At 70.8% G+C, this 21,674-nt stretch carries 14 protein-coding genes and 2 pseudogenes; 12 read left to right on the top strand and 4 right to left on the bottom strand.

Going from position 1 to position 21,674, the window contains the following annotated elements; translation table 11 throughout:
* Window positions 1-67 precede the first annotated feature (67 nt).
* The 3 genes from CLT75_RS11875 to CLT75_RS11860 all read left to right on the top strand — a co-directional run bounded on the left by CLT75_RS11875 (window position 68) and on the right by CLT75_RS11860 (window position 5,046).
* A complete protein-coding gene (locus tag CLT75_RS11875; protein WP_135240858.1) occupies window positions 68-967 on the top strand; it encodes a 2-hydroxyacid dehydrogenase in 900 nt (299 codons plus the stop codon).
* Between the two features lie 759 nt (window positions 968-1,726).
* On the top strand, window positions 1,727-2,443 hold the full coding sequence (locus CLT75_RS11865) for an ABC transporter ATP-binding protein (protein WP_252447710.1): 717 nt from the start codon (window positions 1,727-1,729) through the stop codon (window positions 2,441-2,443).
* A complete protein-coding gene (locus tag CLT75_RS11860; protein ID WP_252447711.1) occupies window positions 2,440-5,046 on the top strand; it encodes an ABC transporter permease in 2,607 nt (868 codons plus the stop codon). The genes CLT75_RS11865 and CLT75_RS11860 overlap by 4 nt, the downstream gene beginning before the upstream one ends.
* Before the next feature lie 50 nt (window positions 5,047-5,096).
* Here the strand turns inward: CLT75_RS11860 and CLT75_RS11855 are convergent, their stop codons facing one another.
* The gene (locus CLT75_RS11855) at window positions 5,097-5,756 is read right to left on the bottom strand and encodes a response regulator (RefSeq protein ID WP_135240855.1); all 660 of its coding nucleotides are present in this window, start codon (window positions 5,754-5,756) and stop codon (window positions 5,097-5,099) included.
* Complete coding sequence (locus CLT75_RS11850) at window positions 5,744-7,096, bottom strand: sensor histidine kinase (protein ID WP_486485141.1); 1,353 nt, start codon at window positions 7,094-7,096, stop codon at window positions 5,744-5,746. Before CLT75_RS11850 ends, CLT75_RS11855 begins: the two co-directional genes overlap by 13 nt.
* Before the next feature lie 411 nt (window positions 7,097-7,507).
* Here CLT75_RS11850 and CLT75_RS11845 point away from each other — a divergent pair, with 411 nt between their 5' ends.
* Window positions 7,508-8,401: an IS5 family transposase gene (locus CLT75_RS11845; RefSeq protein WP_135240422.1), complete on the top strand. Its 894-nt coding sequence runs from the start codon at window positions 7,508-7,510 to the stop codon at window positions 8,399-8,401.
* 27 nt (window positions 8,402-8,428) lie between these two features.
* Here CLT75_RS11845 and CLT75_RS33145 read toward each other — a convergent pair.
* Window positions 8,429-8,578, bottom strand: a pseudogene (locus CLT75_RS33145) (IS5/IS1182 family transposase); the annotation flags it as partial.
* 30 nt (window positions 8,579-8,608) lie between these two features.
* Here CLT75_RS33145 and CLT75_RS11840 point away from each other — a divergent pair.
* From CLT75_RS11840 to CLT75_RS11825, 4 genes are all read left to right on the top strand, one after another.
* Window positions 8,609-11,344 carry a LuxR family transcriptional regulator gene (locus CLT75_RS11840; protein ID WP_256484938.1) on the top strand — a complete coding sequence of 912 codons (2,736 nt, stop codon included), beginning with the start codon at window positions 8,609-8,611 and terminating at the stop codon, window positions 11,342-11,344.
* Between the two features lie 3 nt (window positions 11,345-11,347).
* On the top strand, window positions 11,348-12,226 hold the full coding sequence (locus CLT75_RS11835) for an alpha/beta hydrolase (RefSeq protein ID WP_135240854.1): 879 nt from the start codon (window positions 11,348-11,350) through the stop codon (window positions 12,224-12,226).
* 128 nt (window positions 12,227-12,354) lie between these two features.
* The gene (locus tag CLT75_RS11830) at window positions 12,355-13,116 is read left to right on the top strand and encodes an ABC transporter ATP-binding protein (RefSeq protein ID WP_135240853.1); all 762 of its coding nucleotides are present in this window, start codon (window positions 12,355-12,357) and stop codon (window positions 13,114-13,116) included.
* Entirely contained in the window at window positions 13,113-14,720 is a 1,608-nt protein-coding gene (locus CLT75_RS11825) for a hypothetical protein (RefSeq protein ID WP_135240852.1), read from the top strand. The genes CLT75_RS11830 and CLT75_RS11825 overlap by 4 nt, the downstream gene beginning before the upstream one ends.
* 64 nt (window positions 14,721-14,784) lie before the next feature.
* Here the strand turns inward: CLT75_RS11825 and CLT75_RS11820 are convergent, their stop codons facing one another.
* Window positions 14,785-15,030 carry an IS3 family transposase gene (locus CLT75_RS11820; protein ID WP_135240851.1) on the bottom strand — a complete coding sequence of 82 codons (246 nt, stop codon included), beginning with the start codon at window positions 15,028-15,030 and terminating at the stop codon, window positions 14,785-14,787.
* A gap of 126 nt (window positions 15,031-15,156) precedes the next feature.
* On the opposite strand from CLT75_RS11820, the pseudogene CLT75_RS11815 reads away from it, so the two are divergent.
* From CLT75_RS11815 to CLT75_RS11805, 4 genes and pseudogenes are all read left to right on the top strand, one after another.
* A pseudogene (locus CLT75_RS11815) lies at window positions 15,157-15,484 on the top strand (transposase family protein); the annotation flags it as partial.
* Between the two features lie 175 nt (window positions 15,485-15,659).
* Window positions 15,660-18,623, top strand: coding sequence for a helix-turn-helix transcriptional regulator (locus tag CLT75_RS11810; RefSeq protein WP_167796900.1), 2,964 nt, complete (start codon window positions 15,660-15,662; stop codon window positions 18,621-18,623).
* A 78-nt stretch (window positions 18,624-18,701) separates the two neighbouring features.
* Window positions 18,702-18,860, top strand: coding sequence for a hypothetical protein (locus tag CLT75_RS32590; protein ID WP_167796899.1), 159 nt, complete (start codon window positions 18,702-18,704; stop codon window positions 18,858-18,860).
* 86 nt (window positions 18,861-18,946) lie between these two features.
* Window positions 18,947-21,673 carry a S8 family serine peptidase gene (locus tag CLT75_RS11805; RefSeq protein WP_167796898.1) on the top strand — a complete coding sequence of 909 codons (2,727 nt, stop codon included), beginning with the start codon at window positions 18,947-18,949 and terminating at the stop codon, window positions 21,671-21,673.
* The last annotated feature ends 1 nt before the right edge of the window (window position 21,674 follow it).

Genomic DNA, 21,674 nt, shown 5'->3' with positions numbered 1-21,674 from the left:
CCGATGAACGGATGTCGGCCGCTGTGCTCCCGGACATCCGACTGTCCGCCGCGGCATGATGATCGGCATGCGTTACCTGCTGCCTCACCCCGACGCCGTGGCCGACCTCAGCGATCTCGACGTCGGGCTTTACGACGGCACGCAACCCCTCCCAGAGAACCTGGACGACGTCGAGTTGTACGCAGTGCCGTACGGGATCATCGATCCGCGCCTGTGTGAGCCGATCACTCGGATGCCTCGGCTCAACGTTGTGCAGACAGTGACCGCTGGTTACGACCACGTCCTGCCATTCCTGCGGCCTGGTCTGACCCTGGCCAACGGCCGGGGTGTTCACGATGCGGCTACCGCCGAACTCGCCGTGGCGCTTACGCTCGCCGCCCGGCGCGGACTGCCGCAACTCGTTCGGGCGGGCGACGAGGGCCGCTGGGACCCGTACTGGTCGCGTGGACTAGCTGACGCCCGGGTCCTCATCATCGGCTACGGCTCGATCGGCGCCGCGATCGAACGCCGGCTCGCCGGGTTCGAGGTAGCCGTCAGCCGGGTGGCCCGGACTGCCCGCCCCGGGGTTCGGCCGATCTCGGAGATCGCGGACATGCTGCCGCACGCGGACGTCGTCATCCTTTCCGCACCGCTAACCCCGGAAACCGAAGGCATGGTGAACTCGGACTTCCTAGCCAAGATGGCCGACGGGGCCCTGCTGGTAAACGTGTCAAGGGGCCGAGTGGTGGACACCGACGCGCTGCTCACCGAACTCAGCAAAGGCCGGATGCACGCCGCCTTGGACGTTACAGAGCCCGAGCCGCTGCCCGCTGGTCACCCGCTGTGGTCCGCGCCGAATGTCCTTATCAGCCCGCACGTCGGCGGCCTGACCGCTGCGTTGTCACCCCGGGCTCGCCGCTTGTTGGTCAACCAGGTCCGGCGGCACGCAGCGGGCGAACCACTCGCGAACGTTGTCGTCGCGCCATGATCGCCCACTGCAGACGTCCGAGGTAGCGGCGACCCTCGCCCACGGGCACGTACCGCTGATGCTTCAGCCCAGGGCGGACGGGCCGGTCGAAACAGTGACCCAGGCTTGAAAGGTCAGACCCGGGTGTATGCCACGGCGCGCTGGGGCAGCCGGTGTTCGAAGCGAGGCTTCCTCTGGTGACGAAGCATGGGTGCAATTGACGCTGGGATCGGTCCAGGCGGCAGGCCAGATCGTGATGCCGGCCGGTCGCACTACGCCGGTGCCTCGCTGAAAGAACTCGTGCAGAGCGCTCGCCATCAGGTCAGGGCGCGCGGCATCGTGCACGGCTCTGGACTCGGCACTCGACGATGGGTCGTCGTGCAGACCATCGCCCTGCCGCACTGGTTCCGGCGCCTTCCGAATCCGCTGGGAGATCCGCGACGACATCCACGAAGCGTTCCTCACCCTCGCCTGCGCCGTCATCTGCTGGCGCCGACTCCAACGCTCAAAGAGTTAGGAGTTCCAAGTGCGGACCGACGGAGCGGATTCGGGTTTGTGACAACATCAACTCCCGGCTGGACATCGCGGCGAAACTACAGCTGGCTGTACCTCAGTTCCGGTAGTAGGAGGTATCAGCCCAGGCCGCCGCCACTCCTAGCATCGGACGGCATGAGATCAACGAGGGACCCGTCGAGACGGCGCGGCCCGCACGCCGAGACCGCCCCGACCGACTCGCCATACACCCGCGCATCGCCGACTTCGGGGGCATCGTCGTACGCGGTGCGCTTGGAGTCGGTGTCGAAGGAGTACGGGTCGGGGAAGAATGCGGTACGGGCTCTCGACGCGGTGACTGCCGACTTCCCGCGCGGCACGTTCACCGCCGTCATGGGCCCGTCCGGGTCCGGCAAGAGCACATTTCTGAACTGCGCGGCCGGTCTGGACCGGCCGACGTCGGGCCGGGTCATGCTGGGCGACACGGAACTGTCCAGCACGTCGGAGAGCGAGCTGACCGAACTGCGGCGCGACCGGATCGGGTTCATCTTCCAGGCGTACAACCTGCTGGGGGCGCTGACCGTCGAGGAGAACGTCACGCTGCCGCTGCGGCTGGCGGACCGGAAGGCCGACCAGGCGTTCCTGCGAAACGTGCTCGCCGCGGTCGGCCTCGGTGAGCATGTCACGCGGCGGCCGAGCGAACTTTCCGGCGGTCAGCAGCAGCGAGTCGCGGTCGCCCGCGCGCTGATCACCCACCCGGACGTGGTGGTCGCGGACGAGCCGACCGGCGCGCTGGATACCCGGTCCAGCAAGCAGGTTCTGGAACTGCTGCGACACGTCGTGGACGACATGGGGCAGACCGTGCTGATGGTCACCCACGACCCGGTCGCCGCCTCCTTCGCCGACTCGGTCGTGTTTCTCGCCGACGGCAGGATCGCGGGCGAGCTGACCCGACCCACTCCGGAGCAGGTTGCGTCGCACATGACGCACCTGGGCGAGTGGTGATCCGGCGCATCCGGCGGCTGGTCCACCTCGTGGTGCCGTACCGCAAAGATCTGTCGCTGGCGTGGAGCACGATCAAGGGGCGCAAGGGCGGTTTCGTCGGCTCCTTCCTCGCGATCGCCGCGGGCTCGGCAGTGATCACCGCATGCGGGATACTGTTGGTGTCCGGCCTCGGCACCGGCGTGACCCCCGAGCGCTACTCGGGCGCAGCGGTGGTCCTCGGCGCTGAGCAGTCGTTCTGGCTGGACGAGACCGCCGAGGTCCGCTACAGCGAGCGCGTCACGCTGCCCGCCGACAAGATCGCCGCCGTCGCTGCGGTGCCCGGTGTTCAGTCGGCCATCGGAGACGTCAACGTCGAGGTCAGCGTGCTGACCTCGAACGGCGACGCAGTGGCCGGCCCGGACGGCTTCCCGATGTTCGGACACGGCTGGTCCGCTGCGGCGCTCGCGCCGTTCCGAGTCCGCGAGGGCCGCGCACCCGCCGCGCCCGACGAAGTCGTGCTCGACGCCGACCTCGCCGCGCGCGGCGACATGTCGCTCGGCGCGACGGTTCGCCTCGTGGTCGGCTCGATCCCGTCGTCCTACCGCGTCGTGGGTATTGCCACCGCGCCGGGGGATGGGTTGGACCGGCAGTCCGCCGTGTTCGTCACCGACGATCAGGCGTCCAAGCTGTCCGGCCGTCCGGACCGGGTGGACGCCATCGGCGTGCTCGCCGCACCCGGTGTGACCCCTGAGCAGTTGGCCGAACGCATCACGGCCGCCGTGCCGGGCGTGGTGGCCCATACCGGCGCGGGACGCGGCGACGTGGAGTTCCTGGACGTAGGCGACGCCCGCAGCCTAGTAGTCGAGTCGGCCGCGTCGTTCGGCGGCACCATGGTGCTGATCGTGGTGTTCGTGGTGGCCAGCACTCTCGCCCTGTCGGTGCGGCAGCGGAGACGCGAACTGGCCGTGCTGCGGGCCATCGGCGCGACGCCAAAACAGATCCACCGGATGATCGGCGCCGAGATGACCCTCGTGTCGTCGGTCGGCGCCGTCGTCGGCGCGATGCCCGGTGTGGCGCTCGCGTTCGTGATGCGCGGCGTGTTCGTCCTCGCGGACGCGATGCCTCCGGACTTCCAGATGCGGGTGGGGTTGTTGCCCCTCCTGGCCGCGCTGGTGCTGTGCATGACCAGCGCCCGGCTCGCCGGCTGGCTGGTCGCGCGCCGGGTGGCCAAGGTCAGCCCGGTCGAGGCGATCGGAGACGCCACGGTCGAGCCCAAGAAACTCGGCTGGGTCCGGTTGACCATCGGCGTCCTACTCATCCCGCTCGGGCTGCTGCTGACCTTGGGCAACGTCGCGTCGCCGGGCGACTCGGCCGCCGACACCGCGGGGAGCGCGGTCCTGTTGTTCGTCGTGGCGCTCGGGTGTCTTGGACCCCTGCTGCTTCGCGGCACCATCGTGCTGTTCGGCTCGCGCCTGAACCGGCAGACCACGGCCGGCGGCTTCCTCGCCCAGGCCAACGCGCGGGCCAACTCGCAGCGGCTCAGCTCGGCCACCACACCGCTGGCCATGGGCGTAACCCTGGCCGCCGTGCAGGTGTTCGGCGCCTCCACGACGACCGCCGGAGCGCAGCACCAACTCGAGAACGGCCTGCGGGCCGACCACGTGCTGACCGCCTCGTCCGGTGCCGGTGTGTCTCCGGAGGTCGTAGACGCCGTGCGCGGCGTGCCCGGCGTCGCCGTGGCGACGCCGATGGCGCGGACGCAGGTGCTGTTGACATTCCCGTCCGAGGACAGCACCGCCACCAAGGTCTTCGCCGCCCAGGGCGTGGCACCCGAACGGCTCTCCGAAACCATGGACCTCGCGGTGGACCAGGGCGACATCGCCGACCTGCGGGGCGACGCGGTGGCGCTGAGCCGGGTCGTCGCGCAGACCGTCCGAGCGAAAGTCGGCGGGACGATCGAGCTCCGGCTCGGCGACGGCACGGTGGTCAAGCCACGGGTGGTGGCGATCTACGAGAACGGCCTGGGCTTCGGGGACGTCACCCTGCCCAACGACCTCGTCATCGCCCACACCACCGCGCGGGTGGTCACCGCAGTACTGATCAGATCGGTGCACGGGACCGACCCAGAGGCGCTCGTCGGCGCGCTACGTGGCGCCGTCGCACACTACCCCACGGTCCAGGTCGGCGACCGGCAGACGTTCCTGGCCGCACCCGGGTCCGGCGGCTCGGGTGACTGGGCGCTGAACCTGCTATTCCAGACGGTGCTGCTGGGCTACATCGCCATCGCCGTGGTGAACACCCTCGTGATGGCCACAGCGGCGCGAGTTCGCGAGTTCGCGATGCTGCGACTCATCGGCGCCAGCCGAGACCAGGTCCGCGCGATGATGAACGGCGAGGCCAGGATCGTGGTCTTTTCGGCGCTGCTGTTCGGCTTGCTGGCAACGATCCCACCGCTGATCGGCATCAGCCTCGGATTGACGAAGTCGTCCGTTCCCACGATTTCCCTCACCGGGCTCATGGCGATCGTGACGCTCACCATCGCACTCTCCTGGGTTGCGATCAGTATGGCCACCCGGTATGCGATGCGATCCGCGCCGGTCGACGCGATCGGCGGGCGCGAGTGAGCCGCTTGGCGGCGGCTCGCGAGTGATCGACGACGAAGACGGGGGTCAGGTTAGCGACCGCTCATCTGGCCCCCGGCGTTGAGGTAGGCGAGGACGGCGAGGACGCGGCGATGGCCGCTGTCGGTCACGGCGAGGCCGAGCTTGGCGAAGATGTTGCCGATGTGCTTGTGGACAGCGTTGTCGGTGATAACCAGCTGCGTTGCGATCGCGTTGTTGTCGTGACCCTGTGCCATTAATGCGAGCACCTCGCGTTCGCGTGGGGTGAGGGCGGCGATCGGGTCGCCGGCGCGTTGGACGAGCTGGGCGATGACCTCGGCATCCATCGCGGTACCACCGGCGGCGACGCGGCGCAGCGCGTCGACGAACCCGTCCACCCGGCTGACCCGGTCCTTCAGGAGATAGCCGACGCCACCTCCGGTGGTGGAGAGCAGTTCGGCGGCGTACTGCTGCTCGACATATTGCGACAACACCAGGACCGGCAGGCCGGGATGCTCCCGGCGGGCCTGCAGGGCGGCACGGATACCTTCGTCGCGAAACGACGGCGGCAGCCGGACATCGACAATTGTGACGTCGGGCCGGTGCTCCCGCACCGCAGTGAGGAAACCCGCCGCATCCTCGGCGACGGCGGCGATCTGGAAGCCCGCTCGGCCCAGCAGCAGTTCCAGCCCGGTGGACAGCAGCACGTTGTCTTCGGCGATCACCACCCGCACGGCAGTTCCACGGTGATGGCCGTCGGCCCGCCGGCCGGACTGTCGACCTCGACGGTGCCGTCGAGCGCGAGTACCCGGCGCCGTATCCCGGCGATGCCGGTGCCCCGCCGATCGTCGGCACCGCCGGTACCGTTGTCAGTGATCACCACCGACAACCGATCCGCCGTGCGGCTCACCCGTACGCCGGCCGCGGTCGCCTGGCTGTGTCTGGTGACGTTGGTGAGTGCCTCGGCGACGGTGAAGTAGACGACGGCCTCCACAGCCGGCGGGACCCGTTCGAGGTCGCCGATGTCCAGCCGGGTTGGCACGCCGCAGCCGGTGGCCACGGCGGTCAGGGCACCGTCGAGGCCCCGATCGGCGAGAATCGGCGGATAGACGGAGCGGATCACCTCGCGCAGTTCGGTCATCGCCTCTTCGGTTCCTTCGTGTGCCTCCCGGAGGAGTCCTTCCACAAACTGCTCGTCCCGCGGATTGTCGGAGAACGCCTGCCGGGCCACGGCCAGCCGCATCGCGATGGCCACCAGCCGGGCCTGGGTGCCGTCGTGCAGGTCGCGTTCGATCCGGCGCAGCTCCGCGCCGTGCGCGTCGAGCACGTCCGCTCGGGTGCGGGTCAACACGGCGACCCGTTCGGCGAGCTCGTCGTTCGTCGAGTGCGACAGCACCACCAGGCAAATTCGGGCGTGTGCGCGAGCGATCGGTGCGAAGCCCACGTACGCCAGCCCGGTGAGGAGGAGGATCTGCAGTGGACCGAGGGTGAGGGCTGTCGCCCAGCCGGTCACCGGAACGTCGATGAACAGCCGTGGCCGGTCCTCCGGCCTGAACGCCCACCACAGCGGTGTGGCGATCAAGGCGACGACGATGTTGCCCGTGCATAGCAGCGCGGGCAGGCCAAACACCACCCCGGTCAGCGCGTTCGCCGGCAGCCACAGCAGGGCGCGGGAGGTACGGACCGTGGCCGAATCGGCCCGTGCCCCGCCTCCTGTCGCGCGCAGAGCAGGACGCGATGCAAACGGCGCGCCGAGCAGCCGGCCGGCACGGTAGCGGTGCCAGTCCGCCCACAGCCGGGACGGCCCCGGGATGCACAGCAGCGGCAGCGCGAGCACCGTGGCGACCCCGGAGAGTAGCGAGCCCAGCAGGTAGAACCCGCAACGCCGCACCCACGCCCATCGTCCCCATCGCCGACTCGACGTCACAGGATGGCCTTTCCCTGTACCCGCCGAGGCAGCTCGCCTTGTTGACACCGCGTCAAGTCTGCCCGGTGGCCGCCGCCCGTGCCATGACAGGCAGCCGCCGGCCAGCCAGCGACGCAGCGGATCGGTGAGCGATTTGACGACGACCACAGCTCAAGCAGTTCGGCATCATCCACCGCGCTCAAGGTACAGAGCCAGCGAAACGCGCACACGCGTGCCACGATGCCGACATCAGCGCGTGCTTCTGCCGCAGTCCGTTGCCCGACCGACTCAGTGTGAGCATGGGAAATCGAACGCTGGCGCGCTCACCGCACGATATCGGCGCGGCTGGTGCTCCGACGTGTGTGTCTGGCGTACCTAGCGCTGCACTGGAAGCCGTACGCCGACAACCGTGCTGCGGTGCCCCGCTTGATCGGGGTGCCACGCTGCCGTGGGCTCCCTAAGGCGTGTTTCAGAAGTCGTAGTGGCCGGTGAAGGTCGCGGCGTGGCGGTGATCGACAACTGAAGAGGTCTCCGGTATCTGGTTCTGCGACCAAGCAAGAACTTCATACCGGAGACCTCGTGGCCACCTTAGCGGTGACGAGGCGGCACGACCTCACCGACGCTCAGTGGCAGCGGCTTGCTGCGCTGCTGCCTGCCGCGTCGGTGAAGGGCCGACCGCCGAAGTGGGAGAAACGGCAGCTCATCGACGGGATCAGGTGGCGGATCCGGATCGGGTCGCCCTGGCGTGACGTCCCGACCGAGTACGGCCCCTGGCAGACGGTCTACGGCCTGTTCCGTCGCTGGCAGCGCGACGGCACCTGGGACAAGATCCTGGCCGCGTCCCAGGCCGCCGGCGATGCGCAAGGCCGGATCACCTGGACGGTCAGCGTGGACTCGATGACCAGCCGTGCCCACCAGCACGCCGCTGGCGCCCGCACCGACGGCCACGCGCAGAAAGAGTCACCCGGCGGCGTGCACGACGAACCTGCCGATCACGCCCTCGGACGATCTCGCGGCGGTTTGACCACCAAGACGCATCTGGCCTGTGAGCAGGGACAGAAGGTCCTATCGATGGTGGTGACCGCCGGGCACCGTGGTGACAGCCCGCAGTTCATCCCGGTCCTGCGCCGTATCAAGGTGACCCGCCTTGGGGTGGGCCGGCCCCGCACCTGCCCCGACCTGGTCCTGGCCGACAAGGCCTACACCAGCCGCGGAAACCGCGCCTACCTGCGCAAGCGCGGAATCAAGGCGTGCATCCCGAGCAAGACCGACCAGGACGCCCACCGCAAAGCCAAGGGCAGCCGCGGCGGGCGCCCGCCGAAGTTCGACCGAGACCTGTACCGGATGCGACATGCCGTCGAGAACGGCATCGCTCGGCTCAAGCGCCACCGCGGCGTGGCCACCCGTTACGACAAGTTGGCCGTCCGGTTCCAGGCAAGCCTGACCATCGCCATCATCTGCGAGTGGCTCTGACCGGCTTATAAAACACGCCTTAGGTGGCCCCTTGCCGGTGAAAGTCATCGCGTCTGTCCTGGTCAATGCGTCGATGATGCCGTGTGTGCGGGCTGCGGTCGGGTCGTGGACCGCATCTCGGTGAAGCCGGACGAGGCGGCCGGTGGCGGCGGTCATGACCTGCACGTTCACGCCGTGTCACCGTTTGTGAGAAGTGACTCTGTGGGGATGGGACGGCGTGGAAGTCTCCTAGAGTGGTTGTTCGTGCTTTACGGCAGGTCGGCGGAGGTCAGCGCACTCGACGAGGTGATCGCGCGGGCTCGCGACGGCGTTGGTGGTGCGGTGGTGTTGCGGGGCGAGGCAGGCGTGGGCAAGACGGCCCTGCTCGACGCGGTGGCCGTGCGTGGCGGCGCGATGCGTGTGCTGCGGACCACCGGCGTCGAGGCTGAGACCGACCTCGCGTTCGCCGCGCTGCACCAGGTGCTGTGGCCGGTGACCGGCATGCTCGACGCGCTGCCCGAACCGCAGCACGACGCTGTGTGCGCGGCGCTGGGGCTCGCCGCGGACACTGCCGGCGACCGGTACCTGCTGGGCGCTGGCGTGCTCTCGCTGCTGGTCGAAGCCGCCGCGCCGGATGGGCTGATCTGTGTGGTCGACGACTTCCAGTGGATCGACCAGGCCTCGGCCGACGCACTGCTGTTCGCCGCCAGGCGGCTGGAGACCGAAAAGATCGCGATGTTGTTCGCCGTGCGCGGGGACGCTCCGGTCAAGGGTGTGCCTCTGACGGTGGAGGTGCGTGGCCTCCCCGGAGCCGCCGCAGCCGAGATGCTGGAGTCCCGCTGCGGTGTGCAGCCCTGTGTGGCGCGGGAACTCGTCACGCTGACCCGCGCGAACCCGCTCGCGCTGGGCGAGATAGCCGCCCGCCTGACACCTGCGCAACTCGCCGGCAGCGAACCGCTGCCCGACCCGCTGCCCGGTGGGACCCGACTGTTCGGCGACCGGGTGGCCGCGTTGTCCGCCTCCGCCCGGCTGCTCGCGCTGGTTGCCGCCGTGGAGGCTGACCTCGACCTGGTCCTGCGCGCCACCGACCGGTTGTCCGCCGAGCGGACGGTACTGCCCGGAGAGTACATGGGGACGTGGGCCGGGCGGATGGCGCTGGCCGAGCTGGAGGAGTCCGGGCTGGCCGAGCTTTCGGGTACGCGCGTGCGCTTCTGCCATCCGCTCATCCGGTCGGCGGTGCACGAGGCGGACACCCCGGCCAGGATCCGCCGGGTGCATGCCGTACTGGCGGAACTCACCGAGGGTGAGCGTCGCGCCTGGCACCTGGCCGGAGCCGCCATGGGCCAGGACGAGCGGGCCGCCACCGAGTTGGTGACCGCCGCGGAGCTGGCGCGCGACCGCGGTGGGTACGGCACCGCTGCCGCAGCCCTGGCCCGGGCCGCCGAGCTGACCCCCGAGCCGCGCACCCGTGCTGCCCGCCTGAAGGACGCCGCCGTCGCGGCCTGGCTTGGTGGTCGCCCCGGGCAGGCGGAGTCGCTGCTGGCCGAGGCCCGTGACCAGGCTGGCGCGGATGCCGGCCTCGCCGTGGAGATCGCCCAGCTCAAGGGCAGGTTTGAGCTGAACTCCGGCAACGCCGCTGAGGCCGTGCGGATCCTGGCGGCGGGCGACAGCCTGGAGATGCTGGCCGATGCCGCGGAGGCCGCTTCGTACGTCGGCGACACGGCGGCCATCATCGAGCTCGGGCGGAGGGCGGCAGGGCACCGCGAGGGATTCTTGCGGGACACGGTTGCCGGGATCGGTCTGGCGCTGGATGGCGACGCTGCCGGTCCGGGTCTGCTGCGGCGGGCGCTGGCGCGGGTCGGCGAGCTGGGGGAGGCGGCGGAGTACCTGTGGGCGGCGGCCGCGGCCAGCCATCTGGGCGAGTCGGATCTGGCGACCGAGATGGCCGAGCGGGCCGGACGGGTGGCCAGGATGTCGGGGATGACCGGGCAGCTGCCGGTCGTGCTGGAGTTCGTGGCGACGGCCGAGCGCATCGCCGGGCGGCTGGCAAGCAGCCAGGCCATCTCCGAGGAGGGCCTGGAACTGGCCCGCGAGGCCGGCTATGAGAACACTGTGGCCGCGCACCTGGCCAACCTGGCGGTCCTGGCGGCGCTGCGAGGCGAGGAGGAGATTTGTGAACGGCAGGCCCGCGAGGCGCTGGCCATCGCCATACCGCACCGGGTAGGTCTGCGGGCAGGGGTCGCCGCGTACGCGCTGGCGCTGCTCGACCTGTGCCTGGGACGCTACGCGACGGCGCATGACCGCTTCACGGCCATCGCCGAGGCGGGACCGGGTGTCGGGCATCCCACCGTGGTGTGGCGGACGGCGCCGGATCGCGTCGAGGCCGCCCTGGGCGCGGGCGACGAGGTGGGTGCGCGGGCGGCGCTCGAGGCGTACGAGCGATGGTCGGCGTACGCCGCGACGTCTGAGTCGCGCGCCCTGCTGGCCCGTTGCCGGGGCTTGGCCGAGTCGTCCGAGGACGCCTTCGGCGAGGCGTTGCGGCTGCACACCAATCCGTTCGAGGAGGCCAGGACGGCTCTACTGCTGGGTGAGCGCCTGCGCCGAGCGCAGCGGCCGGGCGACGCGCGGGCGCATCTGCGGATGGCGTGGGAGACGTTCGAGCGGGCAGGCGCGAAGCCGTGGGCGAGGCGCGCACAAGGTGAGCTGCGGGCGGCGGGCGAGAGCGGGCAGGCCCCGGGCTCGGCCGTGCTGGACGCGCTGACCCCGCAGGAGTTGCGCATCGCGGGCCTGGTCGCCGACGGGTTGTCGAGCAAGCAGATCGCCGCCCAGCTGTTCCTGAGCCCTCGCACGGTCGAGTACCACCTGTACAAGATCTACCCGAAGCTGGGCATCGGCTCCCGCACGGAACTGGCGCGACTAGTAGTTCTACAGAAGGCGCCCGCAGCGGAAGAGGACATGCTCTGAGACATGACTGAGGTGAACATCTGGAGTGAAGAGTTCGGCGCCGTAACAGATGCGCCGATCCTGTTGATCATGGGGTCGATGTCGCAGGGCGTTCTGTGGCCGGACGAGTTCGTCGGCCGCCTTGTCGCCGGAGGCCGCAGGGTGATCCGGTACGACCACCGTGACACCGGCATGTCGGGCACGGTCGACTTCGCGGCACAGCCGTACACGTGGAACGACATCAAGAACGACGTGTACCGCGTGCTGGACGCCCACGGCCTGGAGAGCGCCCACCTGGTCGGCCACTCGGCCGGCGGGCTGCTCGGCCAGTTCGTCGCGGTGGAGCAGCCGGAGCGGGTGCGCTCACTGACCGTCATCGCCTCCTCGCCGCTCGGCGGCGGTGAAGGTCAGGTGATCCTGCGGGCTCTGCTGAGGCAGCCGCAGCCCGAGGACAGCCTGCCCGAGCCGACGCCGGAGTTCGTGGCCTTCTACCGGGCGCTGATGACCGCCGCACCGCCCGAGGACCGGCGCACCCAGATCAACAGCATGATCGCCGAACAGCGCGTGCTGCACGGCACCGGGCTGCCGTTCGACGGGGACGCGGCGCGCCGGCTACAGGAACGAATCTACGACCGGGCCCGCGACCTGACGGCGGTGGCCAACCACCGGCTGGCCGCTGCGGCCAGCCCGGACTTCGAGCCGGTGGGCGTGCTGCACCAGCTGAAGGCGCCCACGCTGGTCATCGAGGGCAGCCACGAGCCGGTCAAGCCGGGTCACGGCGCGATCATCGCCGAGCAGATCCCGGGAGCGCGGCTGATGATCACGGCGGGCATGGGGCATACGCTTCCGCCGGAGGTGCACGAGGAACTGGCCGTCGCCATCCTCACGCACACCGCCGAGTGATAGCTCATCCGACTGCGCTGCTCCGGCAACCCGCTTCGACGTCCTGTCGCATGGACGAGATCCGCGGCCTGATCGACGAATAGTGCGGCCGAATTGACCGGTCTGCCGTTCCTTGCCGGAAAGAGACGATGCAAGTGTTCGATTACACTGTCCCAGCCGTTGAGGTAACTGACCTCACCCAGCGTTTCGGCGCTGTACTCGCCGTCGACCGGGTCAGCTTGAGCATCCCAGCGGGAATGTGTTACGGCATCGTCGGCCCGAACGGGGCCGGCAAGACCACCACGCTGACGGCCATGTGCGGGTTGCGGGAGCCGACCTCCGGCACGGTCAGGATCGCCGGTCATGACCTGCGAACCGATCGGCAAGCCGCGCTCGCCCAGCTCGGCATCATGATGGACGGGCTGTCGCTACCCGAACGGCTGACCGCCACCGAGGCGCTGCGGTACAGCGCCGGGCTGCGTGGGCTGGATGACAGCTGGCGGGTCCGCGCCGAGGACCTGCTGGAGATCCTTGGCCTCGACGCTGCTCCACGCGCGCTGATCGTGGAGTATTCCACCGGTATGCGCAAGAAGATCAATCTGGCGCTGGCGATGCTGCACCGCCCCCGGGTGCTGGTCCTCGACGAGCCGTTCGAGGCAATCGACCCGGTCTCGGCCCGCTCCATCGAACAGGTGCTCACACAGTACGTCGCCGCCGGCGGCACGGTGGTCATGTCGAGCCACATGATGGACTTCGTCGAACGCAACTGCCGCCGGGTGGCGTTGGTGGCCGGTGGCCGGGTGTTGGTCGAGGGGCCGGTAGACGAGGTGGCAGCGAACGGGACGCTCAACGAACGTTTCGTCGAGCTGGTCGGCGCCGATCCGGTCCGCCCGTTGAGGTGGCTGACATGACCCGAGCCCTGTTCGCGCTGAAGCTACGCCTGCTTCGCAACGGCCCGCACAACGAGCGCGGATTCAGCCTGGTCGCCGGTATGGCCCTGGCCGCGTTGGTGGTCGTCGGCGCAGCGGTGGCCAACCGCGGACTGCTCCACGAAGGCTGGATCGCCGTGGCGCTCACCGGATGGGGAGGCATGTGGCTGTTCGGCCCTCTGACCCAGCCCCGCCACGATCCGTCGGTCATCTCGCGCGACTGGTTACGCGGCTATCCGCTGCGGCCATGGCGCGCGGCTCGGGCTTTGTCCTGGACCGAGCTGCTGGGCGTCGGCCCGCTGGTTACGCTGACCTGTCTGTCGTCCCTGGTCGTGCTGGCCGCACCGGGCGGCCTGACGGCGGCCACGATCGGCGCGGTGGCGATGGTGGCACAGCTGTATCTGCTGGTCTGGGCGGGTAAGACGGTGGCGGTGATCGCGGCCTGGCTGTTGCAGACCCGGGCCGGGATGAGGCTGGCCGCCATCCAGACCGCCGTCATGCTCGCGCTGTCGTTCGCTGGCTGGGTGCCGATCGCGGCCTGGTTGCTGCCCCGCCTCGGTCAGAGCGACACCACCCTGGTCCTCCCTACCTTCGGGCAGCTACCCGCGCCGATCATCGACGTGCTCGCCCTCCTGCCCACGGGATGGGGGTACCGCGCCGCGATCGCCGCCCGTGACAACGCCGGGACGGAAACGGTCGTCGTGCCGCTGATGGCCCTCCTGGCCCTGGGTGCACTGCTGCACATGGGCTGGACCACCCTGACAGCGCGGGCCCTACGCCGCCCACCTCGCCTCGTGACGCCGCGACGCCCTCACGCACCGGGTCGTGGGCTGTCGCTTCCGTTCACGACGCCGCAGGTGTCCGCTGTCGTCTCGCGAGAGCTGGCCACCTGGTCGCGGGATCCCGCGCGCGGTGTGGAACTGCGTAGTGCCTGGCTGACCCCGCTGTTGATGGCGCTCATCATCGGGGTCACCGACTGGAGTTGGGCGCTGCCCCTCGTGGGTTCCGCTGCGGCGGTGTTCGGCGCGATGGTCGCGGTCAACACCTACGCCCTGGACGGCACGGCCCTGTGGCAGCTGCTCACCACACCGGGCGCCCTTCAGGCTGACGTACGCGGCCGGATGGCGGCATGGTTCTTGTTATTCGGCGTACCGTCGATCGTGCTGGCGGCCGTGTTGTGGGCCGTGACCCGCTCTCCGCTGGGCGTCGTCGCCATCAGCGGCGCCATCGCCGCAGCCGCAGTGGCCTGCGCCGTGGCACCGCTGATCGCGCTCCTGATGCCGGCTGTCGGCACCGATGCCCGCGATCGCCGCTACCCTGGACAACGAGCAGGCGATCCGACCGGTGGACAAATGACGATCTTCCCCGTGGTCCTGCTGGGCGCCATTCTCCCTGGCATCATCGGCACCACCACCGGGAGTCACTTGTGGACGCCGGTGCTCGCGGCCATCCTGCTAGCCGCGGTCAGCCTCTCCCTGACCCCCACCCTCACCGCGCGTCTGCTGCAGCGGCGAGGCGCCCGCCTGCTCGACGTGATGGTCTCCCGCGACGCTGCCCTGTTACAGAGGTTGAATCGTCAGGGTTAGATCACCGGCATGACGGACTGGTCCCAGCTCATGCATGCCTACGGCGTGGCAGATGAAGTGACCCCTATCGGCCGGACACCTCGATGTCTGTCGGGGACTCTCGGTGGATCTTCTCGTAGGTGTCGGGGCTGACGTTACCCAGCCGGCTGTGCCGTCGGCGAGGGTTGTAGAAGCCTTCGATGTAGGAGAAGACCTCCATTTCCAGTTCGTGCCTGCTGGGCCAGGCTCGGGTGTAGACCAGTTCGGTCTTGAGGGTGGCGAAGAACGTTTCGGCCATGGCGTTGTCGTAGCAGTCGGCGACTGAACCCATGGAGGCGAGGAGGCCGCAGGAGCGCAGGGTGCGGCCGAACTCGAACGACGTGTACTGCGTTCCCCGATCCGGGTGTGAATGAGCTGGTCACGGGCCGGCCGGCGATGCTGGATGGCCATGCCGGCCGAGTCGAGGATGAGCTCGTGGCGGCGCCTCGACGCGGGACGCCAGGCACTGCTCGCCCTGGCTCACCTGCGCAACGGTGATACCTACACCCGGCTGGCCGCCGGGTTCGCCGTCGGCGTGACCACCGCATGGCGGTACGTGCAGGAAGCGATAGCCCTGCTCGCGGCGGCCGCCGACGACCTGGCCACCGCCATGGACCGGATCCGCCGACTGGCATACGCGATCCTGGACGGCACCCTGATTCCGGTCGACCGGGTCGCCGACCAGAAGCCGTACTACTCCGGGAAACACAAGCACCACGGCGTAGACGTGCAGGTCATCGCTGCCAGGGTGCGGGCCGACCGAGCCGCTCGGCCCGCTCGAACAGCCCGCACCGGCGTCGGCGGGTCCGCCACGCGTCATGGCGAGACCCGTGGTGCCGGGCGAGCGGGCGAAACGCCTTGCCGCCGACCACCACATAAACGATGATCATTGACAGCTGTGCAGGTGCGAGCGGGCGAGCTGTGGAGGCTGTGGTGGTCGGCGGCGACTCTCCCCGCCGTGGCGCGGCGGAGCCGGACGTCGACGGTGTGGCGGCCCCGCTGCTGATCGGCCGCGAGGGGGAACTGGCCCGGCTGGAGCAGGTGCTCACCGACACCTCGGCGCTGGTGCTGGTCGAGGGTGAGGCCGGCGTCGGCAAGAGCCGGCTGCTGGAGGAGTTCCTCGCTTCCCCCGCCGGCGGTGTGCACTGCGCGCTGACGGCGGTCTGTCCGCCCGTGCGCGAGCCGTACACGTTGGGACCGATCGTCGAGGCGCTGCTTGCCACCGACGTCGGCACGGTGGCGGGCCTGGGCCTCAGCAGCCTGGCCGGTGCCCTGCGACCGCTGTTCCCGGAGTGGGCGGAGCACCTGCCGCCGACCCCCGAGCCGGCCGGGGACGCGAGCGCCGCCCGGCACCGGGTGCTCCGGGCCCTCGCCGAACTGCTCGACAGGCTCGGAGTGGGCCTGCTCGTCGTCGACGACGCACAGTGGTCTGACGACGCGACCCGGGAGTTCCTGCTGTTCCTGGCCGAGCGGCACGGCCAGGGGCCGAGCCTGGTGGTGGCCTACCGCCCGGAGGACCTGGTGGGGGACCCGTGGCTGCTGCGCCTGTCGGGACGCCTTCGGCCGCACCGCGCACGGCTGCGAGTCGTCCTCGATCCGCTCGACGAGCCCGGGACCGCGGCGCTCGCCTCGTCGATGCTGGCCAACCAGGAGGTCTCCGGCGAGTTCGCCCAGCACCTGCACGCCCGCACCGAAGGGGTGCCGCTCGCCGTCGAGGAGTGCGTGCGGCTGATGGCCCGACGCGGCGACCTCGTTCGTCGCGGCCAGGGCTGGAAGCGGCTTCCTCTGGACGAGATCGTGGTGCCCCCGACGGTGCGGGACACCGTGCTGGAGCACGCCGGCCGACTCGACGGCGCCACCCGGGCAGTGCTCCGAGCCGCCGCGGTCGTCGCCGATCCCATCGCCGAACACCTGCTGGCGCGGATCAGCGAACTGCCGCCGGCCGAGTTCGCCGCCGGCCTGGCCGAAGCCGTCGCCCGTCGCCTGCTGCACCGACGGGACCACCACAGGGTGTCCTTCCGCCACGTGCTGGCCGGCCGGGCCATCTACGACGCCATGGACGAACGGGACCGCCGTACGCTGCACGAGCGCGCGGGGCGGGTGCTCGAAACCGTGACCCCACGACCGCTGGCGCAGCTCGCGCGGCACTTCCGGCAGGTCGGCGACGGCGAGAGGTGGGGCAGGTACGCGGAACTCTCCGCGGACGTGGCGCTGCAGACCGGCGACGAGACGACCGCGGGCGCGCTGCTGCACGACGTGCTGACCAACGGCGACGTGCCCGCCGAGCAGATGTGCGCGCTGGTGGAGAAGGTGCCGTTCGGTTCCTTCACCGGCCCGTGCCGTCTGCGGGACCTCGCCGCCGCCGTGCGCCGGGTGCTCGACGTAGGTGTCCCGGATCCGGGGGTGGAGGCCAATCTCCGCTTCCAGCTCGCCCGGATCCTCAACGACATGGAGGAGTTCGACGAGGCGCACGCCGAGCTGGAGCGGGCGCTGCCGCACCTCGACCGTCGGCGTGCCTCGCCCGCCGTCGCCATGATGCTGCTGGGCTGGCCGCGCGGCCGCTCGCCGGCGGCCCGGCACCTGACCTGGCTGGACCGGGCGGCCGAGTTCGCGCGGTCGCTTGAGCCGTCGGACCGGCTACGGGTCGCGGCCGGCCGCGCGCCCGCCCTGCTGCAACTCGGTGACGAGCGCGGCTGGGCGGAGGCGGCGCAGATCCCGCAGACGGCCCGGACCGTCAGGGACCGCCGGATCATCACCGTCGGCTACCTCAACATCGGCGACGGGGCCATGCGGTGGGGGCGGTACGCGGAGGCCGACGGCTGGCTCGCCACCGCCCGTCGGCTCGCCGTCGAGTACGAGCAGGTCAGGATCAGGGAGCTCGTCGACTCCACCCGGTTGCACCTCGACTGGTTCACGGGCGCCTGGAACGGCCTCGCGGAGCGCGCTGCCACGATGGCGGACACCGACGATCTCCACCCGGTCAGCCGGGTCGAGCCGATCATGATCATTGGCCTGCTGCGCATGGCGGCCGGGGACCTCGTCCAGGCAGCGCGGGAGATCGAACGCGCGGTGGCGGGCGCCCGCGACGCCGGGGCCTGGGACACCGTCGCCGAGGCGGTGGCGACGTTGGTGCAGATCCGGCTGCGCGAGGGCCGGCCCGACGCGGCGTTGACGCTCTCCCGCGACCCGTGCGAGGTCGTCGCGGAGAAGGGGGTCTGGCTGTGGGGCACCGACGTGGTGCCCGCCCGCGTCCAGGCCCTGCTCGCCGTCGGAGCCACGGCACAGGCGCAGGACCTGGTCGACGCGTTCGCCCGAGGGCTGCCCGCCGGGCGGTTGCCGGCGCCGCGGGCCGCCGTGCTGGACTGCCGGGGCCTGCTCGCCGAGGCCGCGGGCGACCACGCCTCGGCCGCGGTCCTGTTCGGGCGGGCCGCCGCGGCCTGGGCGGCGCTTCCCCGGCCGTACGGCGCGGCGCTCTCCCGCGAGCGGCAGGCGGGGTGCCTGATCCGGGCCGGGGCCGTCCCGGAAGGGCTCGACCTGCTCGCCGACGTCCTCGATGGACTGTCGTCCCTGCCGGCGAGCCTCGACGTGGACCGCGTCGCCCGTACCCTGCGCGCGCACGGCCGCCAGGTGCCGCGCGTGTGGCGCGGCGGCCGGAAGGGCTACGGCCCCGACCTGTCGCCCCGCGAGCGGGAGGTCGTCGCCCTCGCGGCCGAGGGTCGGACGAACCGGGAGATCGCCGATGCCCTGCACCGCTCGCACCACACCGTGGCGAGCCAGATGAAGTCGGCGATGCGCAAGTTCGGAGTCTCCTCCCGGGCGGCGCTCACCGCACGGGCGATCGGCGCGGGGCTGGTCGCCGAGCCCGGCACGGGCGCGGGGGAGTGACTCCCCGCCGGCGGTCGCGGGTTGTTTCACTCACCTGAGGGATCGCAGCACCGTCTCGCGGTTGACCACGATGCTGGCATGCCGCATCGAGATGACCCGGACGAGGACGAGACGACGTCGCCGGAGACCGCCCGCCCCGCCGACACGCGCGTCGAGTCCCGTCCCGGGGGCGGACCGGGCGACGACACCGACGTCCGGACCGACGTCGCGGACGACGACCGATACCTGCCGCTGTGACCAGTCGCGGCCGCAGCCCTCACACCCCTCCCGGAGGAGAATCCCCCATGCGCCCAGCCCATCCGTCGAGACGAAGAATCGCGACCGTGGTGGTGGCCGCCGTGGCCACGGTGCTCGCACTGAACGGCGCCGCCACCGCGCTGCCCTCGACCGCCCCGGAGCCGACGGCAGCGGCCGCGAAGGCCAAGATCCGTCCACAGCTCCAGTCCCAGCTCGGCGCCCAGGAGTCCCCCGTGGACTTCTGGGTCTACTTCGACGCGAAGGCGGACCTGAGCGCGGCCCGGTCGATCCGGGACTGGAACGCGCGCGGTACGGCGGTGGCCAGGGCGCTGCGGCAGGCCGCCGACGAGAGCCAGCGGGCGGTACGCAGGGAACTCACCGCCTCCGGCGTAGCGCACCAGAGCTTCTGGGCGACGAACGCGATCAAGGTGACCGGCGACCAGGCCCTCGCCGAGCGGCTGGCCGCGAAGCCCGAGGTCAGCTCGCTGCTGCCGTCGTTCAAGGTCGCCCCGCCCCCGGTCACCAGGGGCGTCGGCCGGCAGGCGGTCGACGCGGTCGAGTGGGGCGTCGCCAACATCAACGCCGACGACGTGTGGGAGCAGTTCGGCGTACGCGGCGAGGACATCACGGTGGCATCGATCGACACCGGCGTCCAGTTCGACCATCCCGCCCTGGCGCGGCAGTACCGCGGCAACAAGGGCGACGGCGTGTTCGACCACAACTACAACTGGTTCGACGCGGCCGGCACCTGCGGGGGAGCGCCCTGCGACGGCGACGGGCACGGCACGCACACGATGGGCACGATGGTCGGCGACGACGGCGCCGAGAACCGGGTCGGGGTGGCGCCGAAGGCCCGATGGATCGCGGCAAACGGCTGCTGCCCGAGCGACGCCGCGCTGATCAGTTCGGGCCAGTGGCTGCTGGAGCCGACGGACCTCAACGGCCAGAACCCGGACGCCGGCAAGCGACCGCATGTCATCAACAACTCGTGGGGCACCACCACCCCGTCGGATGCGCCGTTCCTGGAGGACATCAGCCTGGCGTGGACCGCGTCGGGCATCTTCGGCGTGTGGGCCAACGGCAACAACGGGCCGGGCTGCCGGACGAGCGGCGCCCCGGGCAGCCGGAAGATCAACTACTCGGTCGGCGCGTACGACTCCGACCACACCATCGCGCCGTTCTCGTCGCGCGGGGCCGGCCAGGACGGCGAGATCAAGCCGAACGTCGCCGCGCCGGGCGTGAACGTCCGGTCGAGCATGCCGGGAAGCGCGTACGCCAGCCTCAACGGCACCTCGATGGCGGCCCCGCACGTCGCGGGCGCCGTCGCCCTGGTCTGGTCGGCGGCCACGTCGATGGTCGGTGACACCGAGGCCACCAGGTCCCTGCTGGACGGCACGGCCGTCGACAACCCGGACGGTCAGTGCGGCGGCACCGACGACGACAACAACGCCTTCGGCGAGGGGCGACTGGACGCGCTCGCCCTGATGAGGCAGGCGCCGCGCGGACCCACCGGCAGGATCGGCGGCACCGTCAGCGACGCCGGGACCTCGAAGCCGCTGCCCGGTGCCACCGTCACGATCACCGGCCCGGTCAGTCGTGAGGTGACCACCGACGCGGAGGGCGCCTACCAATCGGGTGCCCTTCCGTTGGGCAGCTACACGATCGGTGTACGCAAGTACGGCTACGCGGCCGGCACGACACAGGCGCAGGTCCGCGAGGGCGAAGCCGCCACCGTCGACGTCAGGCTGACCCCTCAGCCGATGAGCACGGTCAGCGGTACCGTGACCGACGGATCCGGGCACGGCTGGCCGTTGTACGCCAAGGTCGTCATCGACGGCTATCCACTCGGACCGGTCTTCACCGACCCGGTGACCGGCCGGTACAGCGTGCGGCTGCCCGGATCCGCGTCGTACACCATGCGGGTCACCGCCCAGTACCCCGGATACCGGGGCGCTCAGCGGACGTTCGAGCTGGGCGGGGCGGACCTGACCCAGGACGCGGCGCTGACCGTCGACGAGTCGAGCTGCACCGCCCCCGGCTACCGCTTCAGCGGCGTCGGCGAGGACTTCGACGACTGGACCGACACCGGCACGCGCGATGGCTGGCGAACCTCCGGCAGGCCGGGCTGGCGGTTCGACAATCCCGGCTACCGACCGGTGCCCGAGGGCGGTGACGGCAGGTTCGCCGTCGCCGACTCGACGGTCGGCGCCGGGAAGCGGTTCGACACCACCCTGACCTCTCCGGCGATCGACCTCTCCGGCGATGCCTCCCCGAAGCTCACCTTCCGCACGTCCTACTACCCGGACGACGCCAGCCAGCGGGCCGCCGTCGACGTGTCCACCGACGGCGGCCGGACCTGGAAGACGGTGTGGCGGCAGACCACCAGGCACGCGTTCGGCCAGGTCACGCTGCCGCTGCCGCAGGCGGCCAACCGTGCGGACGTCCGGATCAGGTTCCACTACCAGGGCCGCGACGCCTGGTGGTGGGCCGTCGACGACGTCTTCGTGGGCGACCGCGCCTGCCGGCCGGTCGAGGGCGGGCTGGTCGTCGGGTTCGTCACCGACCGCGACACCGGCGCGCCGGTCTTCGCGACCGTGTCCCGGACCGAACAGCCCGGGGACACCGGCACGGGCGTCACCACACCGGCGGACCCGGCACTCGGCGACGGCCTGTACTGGGTCTTCAGCTCCGCGACCGGCGGCACCGAATTCACCGCGCGCGCGTCCGGCTACCAGACCGGCACCGCGACGGTCCAGGTCCGCGCCGACGCGGTCGTGACCCGGGACTGGTCGCTGGCCCGGGCAGGTGGCTGAC

The sequence above is a fragment of the Micromonospora sp. CNZ285 genome (assembly GCF_004637285.1).
This window is presented reverse-complemented; position numbering and strand designations above follow the sequence as displayed.

Excerpts from the sequence above, each read along its gene's own strand:
- CLT75_RS11875 (WP_135240858.1), top strand. The coding sequence starts at position 68 with ATGCGTTACCTGCTGCCTCACCCCGACGCCGTGGCCGACCTCAGCGAT.
- CLT75_RS11840 (WP_256484938.1), top strand. The coding sequence starts at position 8,609 with ATGGGACGGCGTGGAAGTCTCCTAGAGTGGTTGTTCGTGCTTTACGGC.
- CLT75_RS11835 (WP_135240854.1), top strand. The coding sequence starts at position 11,348 with ATGACTGAGGTGAACATCTGGAGTGAAGAGTTCGGCGCCGTAACAGAT.
- CLT75_RS11830 (WP_135240853.1), top strand. The coding sequence starts at position 12,355 with ATGCAAGTGTTCGATTACACTGTCCCAGCCGTTGAGGTAACTGACCTC.
- CLT75_RS11825 (WP_135240852.1), top strand. The coding sequence starts at position 13,113 with ATGACCCGAGCCCTGTTCGCGCTGAAGCTACGCCTGCTTCGCAACGGC.
- CLT75_RS11820 (WP_135240851.1), bottom strand. The coding sequence starts at position 15,030 with ATGGGTTCAGTCGCCGACTGCTACGACAACGCCATGGCCGAAACGTTC.
- CLT75_RS32590 (WP_167796899.1), top strand. The coding sequence starts at position 18,702 with ATGCCGCATCGAGATGACCCGGACGAGGACGAGACGACGTCGCCGGAG.